The sequence below is a fragment of the Flavobacterium sp. W21_SRS_FM3 genome (assembly GCF_052113625.1).
In the GTDB taxonomy this organism is placed as follows: Bacteria; Bacteroidota; Bacteroidia; order Flavobacteriales; family Flavobacteriaceae; genus Flavobacterium.
The window spans coordinates 49,947-63,239 of the sequence record NZ_JBGQOD010000006.1 but is presented as its reverse complement, the minus strand read 5'-3'; the positions used below and the strand labels follow the sequence as shown (position 1 = coordinate 63,239).

Annotated in this window: 13 protein-coding genes; all 13 read left to right on the top strand. The window is 31.6% G+C overall.

The window, feature by feature from the left end:
- The 13 genes from ACEN2K_RS10500 (at position 1) to ACEN2K_RS10440 (ending at position 13,219) form a co-directional block, all read left to right on the top strand.
- Positions 1-897, top strand: coding sequence for a methionyl-tRNA formyltransferase (locus ACEN2K_RS10500; RefSeq protein WP_441759292.1), 897 nt, complete (start codon positions 1-3; stop codon positions 895-897).
- Positions 894-1,919 carry an N-acetylneuraminate synthase gene (gene neuB, locus ACEN2K_RS10495; RefSeq protein WP_441759291.1) on the top strand — a complete coding sequence of 342 codons (1,026 nt, stop codon included), beginning with the start codon at positions 894-896 and terminating at the stop codon, positions 1,917-1,919. The genes ACEN2K_RS10500 and neuB overlap by 4 nt, the downstream gene beginning before the upstream one ends.
- Positions 1,916-3,019, top strand: coding sequence for a UDP-N-acetylglucosamine 2-epimerase (gene neuC, locus ACEN2K_RS10490; RefSeq protein WP_441759290.1), 1,104 nt, complete (start codon positions 1,916-1,918; stop codon positions 3,017-3,019). Before neuB ends, neuC begins: the two co-directional genes overlap by 4 nt.
- Entirely contained in the window at positions 3,016-4,065 is a 1,050-nt protein-coding gene (locus ACEN2K_RS10485) for a nucleotidyltransferase family protein (RefSeq protein ID WP_441759289.1), read from the top strand. The genes neuC and ACEN2K_RS10485 overlap by 4 nt, the downstream gene beginning before the upstream one ends.
- Complete coding sequence (locus ACEN2K_RS10480; protein WP_441759288.1) at positions 4,062-4,751, top strand: acylneuraminate cytidylyltransferase family protein; 690 nt, start codon at positions 4,062-4,064, stop codon at positions 4,749-4,751. Before ACEN2K_RS10485 ends, ACEN2K_RS10480 begins: the two co-directional genes overlap by 4 nt.
- Entirely contained in the window at positions 4,751-5,596 is an 846-nt protein-coding gene (gene hisF / locus ACEN2K_RS10475) for an imidazole glycerol phosphate synthase subunit HisF (protein WP_441759287.1), read from the top strand. Before ACEN2K_RS10480 ends, hisF begins: the two co-directional genes overlap by 1 nt.
- Positions 5,596-6,252, top strand: a complete 657-nt coding sequence (hisH, locus tag ACEN2K_RS10470) for an imidazole glycerol phosphate synthase subunit HisH (protein ID WP_441759286.1) — start codon at positions 5,596-5,598, stop codon at positions 6,250-6,252. The genes hisF and hisH overlap by 1 nt, the downstream gene beginning before the upstream one ends.
- Positions 6,252-7,484, top strand: a complete 1,233-nt coding sequence (locus ACEN2K_RS10465) for an N-acetyl sugar amidotransferase (RefSeq protein ID WP_441759285.1) — start codon at positions 6,252-6,254, stop codon at positions 7,482-7,484. Before hisH ends, ACEN2K_RS10465 begins: the two co-directional genes overlap by 1 nt.
- A gap of 64 nt (positions 7,485-7,548) precedes the next feature.
- Complete coding sequence (locus ACEN2K_RS10460; RefSeq protein ID WP_441759284.1) at positions 7,549-8,982, top strand: lipopolysaccharide biosynthesis protein; 1,434 nt, start codon at positions 7,549-7,551, stop codon at positions 8,980-8,982.
- 139 nt (positions 8,983-9,121) lie between these two features.
- Positions 9,122-10,483, top strand: coding sequence for a hypothetical protein (locus ACEN2K_RS10455; RefSeq protein ID WP_441759283.1), 1,362 nt, complete (start codon positions 9,122-9,124; stop codon positions 10,481-10,483).
- 1 nt (position 10,484) lies between these two features.
- Positions 10,485-11,087, top strand: coding sequence for an acyltransferase (locus ACEN2K_RS10450; RefSeq protein WP_441759282.1), 603 nt, complete (start codon positions 10,485-10,487; stop codon positions 11,085-11,087).
- Between the two features lie 18 nt (positions 11,088-11,105).
- A complete protein-coding gene (locus tag ACEN2K_RS10445) occupies positions 11,106-12,245 on the top strand; it encodes an NAD-dependent epimerase/dehydratase family protein (protein WP_441759281.1) in 1,140 nt (379 codons plus the stop codon).
- Complete coding sequence (locus tag ACEN2K_RS10440; RefSeq protein WP_441759280.1) at positions 12,245-13,219, top strand: hypothetical protein; 975 nt, start codon at positions 12,245-12,247, stop codon at positions 13,217-13,219. Before ACEN2K_RS10445 ends, ACEN2K_RS10440 begins: the two co-directional genes overlap by 1 nt.
- The last annotated feature ends 74 nt before the right edge of the window (positions 13,220-13,293 follow it).

Here is a 13,293-nt window from a genome sequence, read left to right as displayed (position 1 = left end):
ATGATGAAACTTAAAATAGGATATTTTGCAGATGGACCATGGTCACATCTAGCTTTTGAGAAATTAATTCAGGATGAAACTATTTCTATTCAGTTTATCGTTCCTAGATCCGACTCTACAGATGAAACATTAAAGGGGTTTTCGGATAAATATGGTATTGATTATTTATATCCTATTAAAATAAATTCTGAAGAATTCTTCCAAGTAGCTGAAAGATATCGTTGTGATTTATTTGTTTCGATGAGTTTTAATCAGATTTTCAGGAAGGGCATAATAAATCTGCCGAGATTGGGTACAATTAATTGTCATGCAGGAAAATTACCATTTTATAGAGGAAGAAATATTCTGAATTGGGCACTTATTAATGATGAAAATAGTTTTGGAATTACAGTTCATTACATAGATGAAGGAATTGATACAGGTGATATTATTAAACAAAATTCTTATCCAATAAATGATAATGATGATTATAGTTCTTTATTAGAAATTGCTTATGTTGAATGTGGTAATATTTTATATGATTCAATAAAAGAAATTCAGTCAGGGGAGTCAAAAAGAATTGAGCAAAACACGATTGATCCTGTTGGTTTTTACTGTGGTAGAAGAGGTGAAGGAGACGAGCTAATAAATTGGAATCAAACATCAAGAAGACTATTTAATTTTATACGTTCTATTTCAAAACCAGGCCCTATGGCAACTACCTTTATCTCTGGTGTGGAAATCAAAATTAATAGGTCTAAAATAATAGTAGATGCTCCCGAATATATTGGAACAGTTGGCCAATTGTTAGCAAAAACATCTGATGGGTTTTTAATTAAAACTGAGGATAGTTTTATAGAAATTAGTGAAATTGAAACTGATTTAAAATTAAAAATCGGTGATAAATTGGGTATATGAGTAATAAAGTTATAATAATTGCTGAGGCAGGTGTGAATCATAATGGTGATATTAAAAAAGCAAAATTACTTATTGATGTAGCGGTAATGGCGGGTGTGGATTATGTGAAATTTCAATCTTTTGTTGCCAATAGATTAGTGAGTAAGGAAGCAAAAAAGGCACAATATCAGAGTGTCAATATGAATGACGGCGATGATTCTCAATATAATATGCTTAGGAAGTTAGAATTGAGTCATGAAGATCATTTAGAGTTACTCTCTTATTGCTCAGAAAGGAATATTCAGTTTTTCTCTACAGCCTTTGATGTGGAGGGCGTGAAGTACCTTAATGATCTTGGACTTTCGTTTTTTAAAATTCCAAGTGGAGAAATAACGAATTATCCTTATCTTAGAGCAATTGCTTTATGCGGAAAACCAGTTATCATGTCAACCGGAATGTGTTCCGAAATTGAAATTAAGCAAGCTATGGACGTCCTATTGAAATTTGGTTTAAAAAAGGACAATATTTCAATATTACATTGCAACACAGAATATCCAACGCCAATGAAAGATGTAAATCTAAAGGCGATGTTGTCAATCCAGAAAACTTTTGGTGCACAGGTTGGTTATTCAGATCATACCCTTGGTATTGAAGTCCCAATTGCTGCAGTTGCAATGGGCGCTACAATTATCGAGAAACACTTTACATTGGACAGAACTTTACCAGGTCCCGATCATGTGGCTTCATTAGAGCCAGAGGAATTAAAAGCAATGGTCAAGGCGATACGAAATATTGAATTGGCCTTGAGTGGAAACGGACAAAAAATGCCAAGTGACAGTGAAACTAAAAACATCTCGATAGCCAGAAAAAGTATCCATTTGAGTAATAATTTATCAAAAGGGCACGTTATTACCGAAGAAGATATTATTTCATTACGACCAGGAGATGGAATCTCTCCAATGGAATGGGAAAATATTATAGGTAAAAAGTTAAATGCCGATAAAAACGAATTCGATAAATTGCTGTTTTCAGATATTATATGAGAGTAGGTATATTAACCAGTTCGAGAGCCGATTACGGAATATATCTTCCTTTGATTGAAAAAATGAAAAGTGATTCTTTTTTTGAAATAGAAATTATTGCTTTCGGGACTCATCTGTCAAAAAGCCACGGATATACTGTAAAGGATATTGAGAAGGATGGGTATAGTTGTATTCGTTGTATTTCCTCATTGATTTCAAATGATGATGAACAAGCAATTTCTTCCTCTTATGGCTTGACCGTGTTGAAGTTTTCGGACTTTTGGGCGAGTCATACCTACGATTTGGTATTTTGTTTGGGGGATCGTTTTGAAATGAGTGCGGCAGTACAGGCTGGAATTCCTTTTGGAGTAAAATTTGCGCATATACATGGGGGTGAAACTACATTGGGAGCGATAGACAATGTTTATCGCCACCAAATTACTATAGCATCACATTTACATTTTACTGCAACAGATGTTTTTAAAGATAAAGTTAAAAGCTTGATTGAAAGTCAAGATAACATATATAGTGTAGGTTCTCTAAGTTTAGATAATTTAAGTTCGTTTGTTGCTGTAGATAAAGACATTCTTTGTGAAAAATTTGCTTTTCCTGATAAAGAGTTTGCATTGGTCACTTTCCATCCGGAAACGGTGGAGTCGGGACTGAATCATTCTTTTGCTGAAGCAATGCGGACTGCCTTAGGCACAATCGCAGCGTCAATAATTATCGTTATAACGATGCCCAATGCAGATACGTTAGGTTCAATATATAGAGACGCACTTATCAAGTTGAAAAATGAAAATCCTGATAGAATTTTTCTTGTCGAAAATTTTGGTAAAGCTAATTATTTCTCGGCCATGTATTATTCAAAATTATTAATTGGTAATACTTCAAGTGGAATTTTAGAGGCTGCTTCTTTTGGTAAGTATGTTGTAAATGTTGGAGATAGACAAAAAGGAAGGGTACAAAGCGACAATATTGTTAATGCCCCATTTGATAATTCATCTATTTGTTTGGCTTTCCAAACAGTTTTAGAAAAGGGTGTTTTTGAAGGAACAAATGTATATTGTAAAAAAGAAGTTGCAGAAAATATTATTAAAATAGTAAAAAAAAATTCATGAGAATTTATAAAGATCATTTAATTCTTTCAGGTAGTAAAGTTAAGGATGCGTTACTTCTATTAAATGAATTATCGCAAGATGCCATACTTTTTGTAGTAGACACAGAAGATAAATTAGTAGGTTCTTTAACAGATGGAGATGTTAGACGTGGTTTATTAAAGGGGTTTAATATTGATAGTTTAGTCAATGAGATTATACAAGGCAATCCAAGATATATTACTAAAGGAGAGAATGATTTAAAAAAAATCATTGAATATAGAGAAGGCGATTTTAGAGTGGTGCCAGTTGTAGATGAAAAAAATAAAGTAGTTAATGTTATTAATTTTAGAAATATCAGGTCTTACTTGCCTATTGATGCCGTTATTATGGCAGGAGGAAGGGGACAACGTCTTAAACCATTAACTGATTCTACACCGAAGCCATTGTTGCAAGTAGGAGGAAAAGCCATTATGGAGCACAATCTGGACAGATTAGCTTTATTTGGAATCGATGATTTTTGGATTTCGGTTAAATATTTAGGAGAACAAATTGAAAGTCATTTTGGTCAAGGAAACAAAAAAAATGTTAAAATAGATTATGTTTGGGAAGATGAACCTTTAGGGACTATTGGAGCTGTTTCAAAAATTACAAATTTTGAACATGATTATATTTTAGTGACCAATTCAGATTTGTTGACGAATATTAATTACGAACAGTTTTTTCTGGAGTTTATAAAACAAGATGCTGATTTAGCAGTTTTAACCATTCCTTATCAGGTTAGTGTGCCCTATGCTGTTTTAGAAACAGATAATGGACAAGTTAAAAGTTTTAAAGAAAAACCAACGTATACCTATTACTCAAATGGAGGAATTTATTTAATAAAAAAATCAATGCTTAAATATATTCCTGAAGATGTATTCTTTAATGCTACTGATTTTATGGAGGAATTGATTAAGAATAATTTAAAAGTAATTTCTTTTCCATTTTCTGGTTATTGGTTGGATGTAGGAAAGCACGAAGATTTTGAAAAAGCTCAAATAGATATTAATAACATTTCATTTATATGAAAACTCTCTATTTAATACCGGCGAGGGCTGGGTCTAAAGGTTTGCCTGGAAAAAACACAAAGCTTTTAGGCGCAAAGCCACTGGTGCAATATAGTATTGAATTTGCATTACAAAACTTGAGAGAAGGGGATGAATTATGTATTACAACTGATGATGAAGATGTAATAACTATAGCGAATAAAATGGAGGTTTCAATTCCATTTAGGAGACCTGAAGAATTTGCTACTGATACAGCCTCTTCCTATGATGTAATTAAGCATGCTTTAGAATTTTATGAAAAGTTAGGGATTTGTTTTGATGTTATATTGCTTTTACAGCCAACATCACCTTTTAGAACTCAAGAGGATTTTAATCAGCTGATCGAAAGTTATGATAAGGATACCGATATGGTAGTGAGCGTTAAAAACTCAAAAGAAAATCCTTATTTCACTCTTTTTGAAGAAAATTCAGATGGTTATCTTAAAAAAAGTAAAGAAAGTAATTTTCAAAGAAGACAAGATTGTCCACCAGTTTATGCATATAATGGATCTATGTATTTGATAAATACTAAATCCTTCAAAACATCGTCTCTTGGGGAATTTAAAAAAATAAAAAAAATCATAATGCCTGATGAAAGAAGTATTGACATTGATACTTTTGCAGACTGGAATTTAGCCGAGTTTTATTTAAAAAATAAAATACAATAATGAAAACAACCAGAATAATACCCCGATTAGATATAAAAGGACCAAATTTGGTAAAAGGCATACACCTTGAAGGGTTAAGAGTATTAGGTAAACCATCAGATTTTGCTAAATATTATTATGAACAAGGTGCTGATGAATTGATGTTCATGGATGTGGTAGCCTCTTTATATGAAAGAAACAGTCTTCATGATATAATAACCGAGACTGCAAAAAAAATATTTATTCCTATTACAGTTGGTGGTGGACTAAGGTCTATTTCTGACATCAAGGAAGTTCTTCGGGTAGGGGCAGACAAAGTATGTCTTAATACAGCTGTAATTAAAAATCCACAATTGATAAAAGAAGCATCAAGAATGTTTGGTTCTTCTACTATTGTTGTAGCGATTGAAGCTATTAAAGAACATGAAGGCAGATATTTAGCTTATACAGATAATGGACGTGAATTTACTGGCGTTGATGTATTTGAATGGGCACAAAGAGTAGATGAACTAGGAGCTGGCGAAATTGTTATCACCTCAGTAGATAAAGAAGGAACTGGTGAAGGATTTGATGCAGACCTTATTGCAAAAATTAGCAGTTTAGTAAGTATTCCCGTAATTGCGCATGGCGGAGCGGGAAAAAAGCAGGATGTTGTTGATTTGTTGAAGGCATGCAGTCCTGATGCTGTAATGATTTCCTCATTGTTTCATTATAATTTTATAAAAGAAAATGAATCTGCCGCTTCTGATCTGGAGGGAAATGTAGAGTTTTTGAAACAGAAAAGAAGTTTCCATACATTTGAGCCATGTAGTATTGTGGATGTGAAAAAGGAGTTGTTAATTAATAAAATTGAATGCAGATTATAATGGATAATAGTAAGAAAAAGGTAGTTATAATTGATTATCAACTGGGTAATTTATTCAGTGTTAAACAAGCATGCGATACCATAGGAATAAATGCTGAAATTAGTTCTAATAAAGAAGATGTTTTGAACGCAGATGCCTTGATTCTTCCCGGTGTAGGAGCATTCATCGAAGCCATGATTAATTTGAGGAAATTTGGACTTGACACTGCAATACAAGAAAAAGTAAATAGCGGTACACCTATTTTTGGGATCTGTCTTGGACTACAGTTGCTTTTTACAGAAAGTGAAGAGTTTGGTGCAGGTAAAGGATTAGATCTAATTTCAGGAGTGATTAAAAGATTTCCTGAAAAGTTGGAAGGAAAAAATATAAAGGTGCCACATATTGCGTGGAACACTATTTATAAATTGCAGCAAGATTGGGATCACTCAGCATTATCTCAAATAGAAGAAAATGATTTTATGTATTTTATACATTCTTATTATGTGAAGCCAACGCATGATTCTTGTATTTTAACCAATACAAATTATGATGGAATCGAGTTTTGTTCTTCCATTTTAAAAAGCAATATTTTTGCCACTCAATTTCACCCAGAAAAAAGTGCAAGCAAAGGAATATCTATTTATAAAAATTGGGCTTTAATTAATAATTTATTGTAATGTCAGAAAAGAAAAAATTAGAGGCGTATTACGGATTGCCTGAAGAAGTTACGTTTTGTACAAAATGTGTGATGTCTAATCAGCGACCAACATCGGCTGTAGAATTTAAGCACACAAAAGATAGTAAAAAAACAACCATGAATTTTGATGAGCATGGTGTTTGTGATGCTTGTAGAACTGCAGAAATTAAAGATAATATTGATTGGGGTATGCGTGAAGAAGAGTTAGTAGCACTTCTTGATAAGTATAGAAAAAATGATGGTTCTTACGACTGTCTAGTTCCAGGAAGTGGTGGTAAAGATAGTGCATATCAGGCTCATGTTTTGAAATACAAATACAACATGAATCCATTAACAGTTACTTGGCCTCCTATTTTATATACGGATTATGGTTTGAAAAACTGGAAAAACTGGTTGGATTCTGGTTTTGATAATATTTCTTTTTATCGCAATGGAAAGATAATGAAGTTGTTGACAAAATTGTCTATTGAAAACTTGTTGCACCCATTTCAAACATTTATTCTTGGGCAAAAGAATTTAGCTCCAAAGATTGCAGCTCAGCATGGCATCAATCTTATATTCTATGGTGAAAATGAAGCGGAATACGGAAACCCTTTGGCCGATAATACTACTTCTTTACGTGATAAATCTTATTTTAGTTTTGAGCATTTAGACGAGGTGTATTTAGCAGGTGTTTCAATTAAAGAATTGATGGAAAAGTATGAAGTACGATTAAGTGATTTGATGTCGTTTTTACCACCAAAACTAGAGGATTTAGAAAAAGCGAATATTGAAGTACATTACTTGGGTTATTATCTGAGGTGGACGCCACAAGAAGTATATTATTACGCCGTAGAAAACACTGGTTTCAAGGCAAGACCTCATAGAACGCAGGGTACCTTTAGTAAGTATAGTGGTATCGATGACAAAATTGATGATTTACATTTTTATACCACATTTATTAAATTTGGAATAGGTCGTGCCACCTATGATGCTGCACAGGAAATTAGAAACAGACACTTGACAAGAGAGGAAGGGGTTGCACTAGTTAATCGTTTTGATGGAGAGTTTCCAGATCGATATTTTAATGACATTATGGAATATATTGGTATGACTGCAGAAGAGTTTCATGATTTATGTGATAAATTCAGATCTCCACATTTATGGGGTAAAGATGAAGAAGGGAAGTGGAAATTGAGACATAATGTAGCTGGTAAAGGATTAGAAGATTAAAAAAACTTAGATCAATATAGCATGGCTGAAACACAAACTCCATGCTATATTATTGCAATTTAATATGTTCAATAATAAAAGTTTTTTATCTAGTACTATCCTGTATTCTATTGGTGAAATTATTCCCAGAATTTTATCTTTTATTTTACTACCAGTTCTGACAGTTTATCTTACAACAGAAGAATATGGCATAAACAGTTACACTACTTCAGTAATGATGTTCGTATCTGTATTAGCATCTTTGTCTCTAAATACTTATTTGTTAAGTCAATTTTACAAGGAGGAAGGTGTAAAAAATCGAAAAAAATTAGTGGGTACGATTTTTTGCACCGTTTTGTTGTTTAATATATTGCTATTAGTTTTACAGCTACTTTTTTTTCCTACATTAATAAAGGCTTTTGATATTAATGTTCCTTTTTATCCGTTTTTTATTTTAGCTATATTAAATAACTTTTTTGATGTTATGGGTATTATCCCTTTAGCCCTCTATAGAGTTAATCAAGATGTAAAAGGCTTTTTAGCTGTCAGTTTATCTAGAACATTATTACAATATTTATTTGTTTTAATTTTTGTTGTTTATTTTAAATGGGGTTTGGAAGGAAGTTACTATGGTAGGTTATATGTGAATATCCCATATGTTTTTATTTACCTCTATTATATTAACAAAAACGGATATTTTAAAATTGATTATTCTATATTAAAAAAGGCACTAAAGTTTTGCGTGCCACTTCTCCCAGGAAGTGTGTCTTATATACTAATTTCGTTAAGTGATAGAATTATTTTAGAGAGGTATATTTCTTTAGATGCATTGGGGATTTATTCTGTTGCATTTACACTTGCTTTAGTTTTAAATATAATAATTCAAGCTTTTTATAAAACTATTGAACCTATTTTGTTTAAAGAATATGCAGGTTCCAATTTTATTGCTGTAAATTCTTTATTGTATAAAAGTTATCTCTCAGTTATTATTGTGGGGGCTTTTGGAGTCTCTATTTTTAGTAAAGAAATATTTATGATAGCGGCATCAAAAAACTTTCTGGTAGGCCATAAAATCGTTCCGTTATTAGTGACTTCAGTGGCAATATCAGGTATTAATATATATTTAGATATGCTTTTAATAACAGAAAACAAACAAAAAATTGTTTCTTATACTACTATTCTATCAGGTATAATTTCGATTGTTATTAACCTAATACTTATTCCCGTTTTCGGCTATTATGGAGCAATTATTGCGTCAATTTCCTCTTTTTTAACGGTGAATGTGATATGCCAATTTAGTTTAAAGATAGAAAAGAGATTTATTTTTCCTCAGGTTATATTAATCATATTAGTAGCTTTAATTCCCTACCTATACGATATACTAATTCCTTTAAAGGGTATAATTTCTAATATATTGTTAAAACTAGTATTATTTATCGTATTTGCCATAATTACAGCCAAATGGTTTTACATAAATGTTAACCAGTTAAAGACTAAATTGATAAATCCAAGCCGTTAATATAAATACAATATATTGCACTTATGAATTTTAAAATAGTTGTATCAATTGATATTCTTATAGTTTTAACAGTTCTGCTTTGCCAAAAGCTAAAGTCATTAATTATAAAAAATTCTAATTTTCATCTAAGATTTTTTTAATGAATATAATCGAGTTTACTGATAAATTTCAAAAAATTGAAATAGAAAATAGTTTTTTTTCTGAAAAAGACGGTGAAGGAATATTGTATTGGGATCTTGTGAGGCATGATGTTTTTTATTTATTATATTTTAAATTTTGTAGCACTAAGCTCTTACCTTCTGTAAATGCAAGAAAATCTAAAATGACTCTGCTTTCTACTTTGTCTGGTAACATTTTGGGATATATAAATTTTAATTTAAAAGCTTCGCGAAAATATAAATATATTTGTTTTGCTACTTCAAGAAACAAAGATGCTGATAAAAAAGATGTAGATTATATATCTGATGATATCTTAAGTATTATTCATTGTGACTCTTTTGTAATTGAAAGTTTCAATAAATATACTATTAATCACTATAATTCTATTTTTGATTTTGGTTTATTGATGAGTTCTTATAAGTGGAGATTAAAGTCTAAACTTTCTAAAAAAGTATTTGAGAAATATAGGATTGCCGAAATTTTAAAGAAAGAATTTAATGTTGATCTTGATCTTACAAGTGATATAAATGGGATAATCACTAATTATAAAATCTCTAAATCTCATTATCTGAAATTGTTTGCCAAGGTGAAACCTAAAGCTATATTTTTAGTGCAAAATGGTATTCAGAAAGGCTTATTTGAAGCAGCACATAAACTTAATATTAAGGTTGTTGAACTTCAGCATGGACTTATAGGATATGTACATCCGGCGTATTCTTACCCAAGCATTATTCAGTCGGGAGCGATGGAAACTCTTCCTGATACATTTTTCACTTTTTCAGATTTCTGGACTAGTAATTTAAACTTTCCAGTTAAGAATATCATTCCTATGGGAAATAATTTTTATGCAAAGAGAACAGTGAGTGAATCAAAAGAATACGATATTACGTTCATATTCGCAAATATTTATAGTAATGATTTGTTGCAATTCGTAGAAAGCTTATTGGAGAGTGGCTATAAAGGCAAGATATGCATAAAACTTCATCCTAACCAGTTTGATGAGTTTAATGCCATAACATCACTATATGAGGTGCATGATACTATCGAAGTAATAGCATCGCAGAGATCTATGGGGGAGATACTTCCCATTTCAAAAGCAATTTTTGCTATACAGTCTACAGCAGTATACGAAGCGCTTCATTATAAGGTTAAAGTATATCTTTATAAAATTAAGGATTACCTGACACATCAGGATGTTATAGGTAATGCTAATGTATATTTGGTGGAGAATGCTGGAAATATATTTGAGTTTGACGCAAATAGTTTTATTGATGCAGAAGTATATACAATGTTTGAGCCGTTTAATGAAAAAGTGTTTAACGATTTTATAAACAATCTATAATATGCTTAAAAGAATTTGTTTATCTCTGCAAAGGCGTACTTGGCATGTTTTGAATAAACGTGCATTTAAATATTTAGGGCAAAAAGTGGTCGTTAAAAAGCCTTTAATTATTACTCGTGCTTTTGTTTCTATCCATGATCATGCATATATATATTATAATGCAAGGATAGAAGCAATAACAACCTATGAAGGTGTGTCCTTTACACCACATATAATATTAGATGATTATTGTACTATACAGCAAAACTTACACTTAACTTGTGCCGATAGGGTTTATATAGGTAAACATACAGCAATCGCTGCAAATGTAACTATAACCGACGTTCATCATCCTTACGAAGATATTAACCTTCCTATTGAAAGACAAAAAATAAAAGTGAATCCTGTTCATATTGGAGATGACTGCAAAATTTATAACAATTCTGTAATTTTGCCGGGAACTATTTTAGGTAAACATTGTACGGTAGGAGCTAATAGTATTATTTCCGGAATTATTCCCGATTTTTGTGTTGTTGCGGGAGCTCCGGCTAAAATTATTAAGAGGTATTCATTTGAAAAAAATGAGTGGCTGAGAACGGACGACAAAGGTGATTTTTTAAAATAAATAATAAATAAAAATTAAATGAAAAATATTCTGATTACCGGCGGAGCTGGTTTTATAGGTTCTAATTTGTCTTTACAGTTAATTGCAAAAGGCTATAATGTAACTGTTTTAGATAATTTATCAGCTCAGATTCACGGTGATAATCCTGAAGAGAACTCATTTTTATTCTTAAATGTAAAAGATAAAGTAAAATTTATTAAAGGTACTGTAACTTCAAAAGAAGATTGGGAACAAGCCATTGCAGGACAAGATGCTATAGTACATTTTGCTGCGGAAACTGGCACAGGACAGTCGATGTATGAAATTGAGAAATATACCGATGTTAATATTGGTGGTACTGCATTGATGCTAGACTTTCTTGCAAATGGAGAGCATTCGGTTAAAAAAGTTGTTATTGCATCTTCAAGATCTATTTATGGAGAGGGAAGGTATTGGTCAGATGAACTAAATACCTATGTATATCCAAAACACAGGACTGATGATTATATGTCTGCCAGAGATTATGAAGTAAAATATAAGGGGGCATCTAAACCACTTAAGCTAGTCGCTACAGATGAGGATTCTAAAATCCACCCTTCATCTGTATATGGTATTACAAAGCAAAACCAGGAACAGATGATCATGACGGTATGTCCTACAATAGGTATTGCTCCGGTAGCGTTCAGATATCAGAATGTTTACGGGCCGGGTCAGTCATTGTCAAATCCTTACACAGGAATTCTATCTATTTTCTCAACACTTATTAAGAATGGGAAAGATATCAATATTTTTGAGGATGGTAAAGAAACACGTGATTTTGTGTATATAGATGATGTAGTTGCCGCTACAATTCTTGGCCTTGAAAAAGAAGAAGCAAATGGAGAAGTTTTTAACGTAGGTACTGGTGAAGCGACCGATGTTATCACAGTAGCTGATAAGCTTATAGAGAATTACGGAGGCACTACAAATGTTACTATTTCAGGTAACTACAGGCTGGGTGACATCCGTCATAACTATGCTGACCTTACCAAGATAAAAGCCATGCTTGGATTTGAACCTAAGTACAATTTTGAAAATGGTATTAAGAAATTTACTAAATGGGTACTTACACAAGAAATTAAAGAAAGCAAATACGAAGCGAGTATTGCTGAAATGAAAGAAAAAGGATTATTTAAATAATGGTTAGGAAAAAAGCTTTGTTTATAGGAATCGGTTTTTATGATTATGATCAGGCGATAATCAGCGAATTTAATTCGTTAGGTTATGATGTTGATTATTTTTCCGAATTTCCGGCAGGAATCCCTTACAGGTATTATTTAAGAAGAAATAATAAGAATAAAATAAAATTATATAATGAAAAGACAAGCATGCATATAGCAAATGCCTGTAAATCTAACTATGATCTTATCTTTGTGATAAAAGGTGAATGCCTTTCACAGGGTGCTATAGATAAAATCAAAAGTAAAAATCCTAACAGTAAATGGGTTTTATATCTATGGGATTCTATTGTAAGGATTCCGGAAAGTAAAAGAACGGCTAAAAATTTTGACAATGTCTATTCGTTTGACAAGGCAGATTGTCTTGAAAATAAAGAATTTATTTTTAATCCACTTTTTTTCAGGAAAGAATATGATGCCCGGCTTTATGATAAGCAGGAATTAAAGTACGATTTATATTTCTTAGGTTGGTATCATTCAGACAGGCTAAAACTTGCAAAGAAGATTGTGAATTTTTGCAAAAGGGAAGGATTGCACTCTAAAGTAATTCTCTATACCGGCTACATGAATTATCTTTTACATAAGCTTGTAGGTAAAGAATTAAAAGGTTGTAAAGAGTATCTTATCTTTAAATCGATTACTGCAAAAATGAATTTGGACTTAATTATGAAGTCAAAAGCTACTCTGGATATAGCTCATCCGCAACAGACTGGTTTGACAATGAGAACTATAGAGTTGTTGGGAGCGCAAAAGAAAATAATTACCACAAATAGCGATATTGTAAATTATGATTTTTATGATCCACAAAATATATTAATAATAGATAGGGAAAATCCGGATTTCGATACTGATTTTTTTAAAACTGAATTTAATCCTACTTCTGATGAGATATTGTTTAAGTATTCTATAAACGAATGGCTTAAGCGAATGCTTTAAAAAATTTATGAATATTTTTGTTAAATATCTTATATATTACAAGTTTAGAAAAAAAAGATTTGTAATTGTATTAC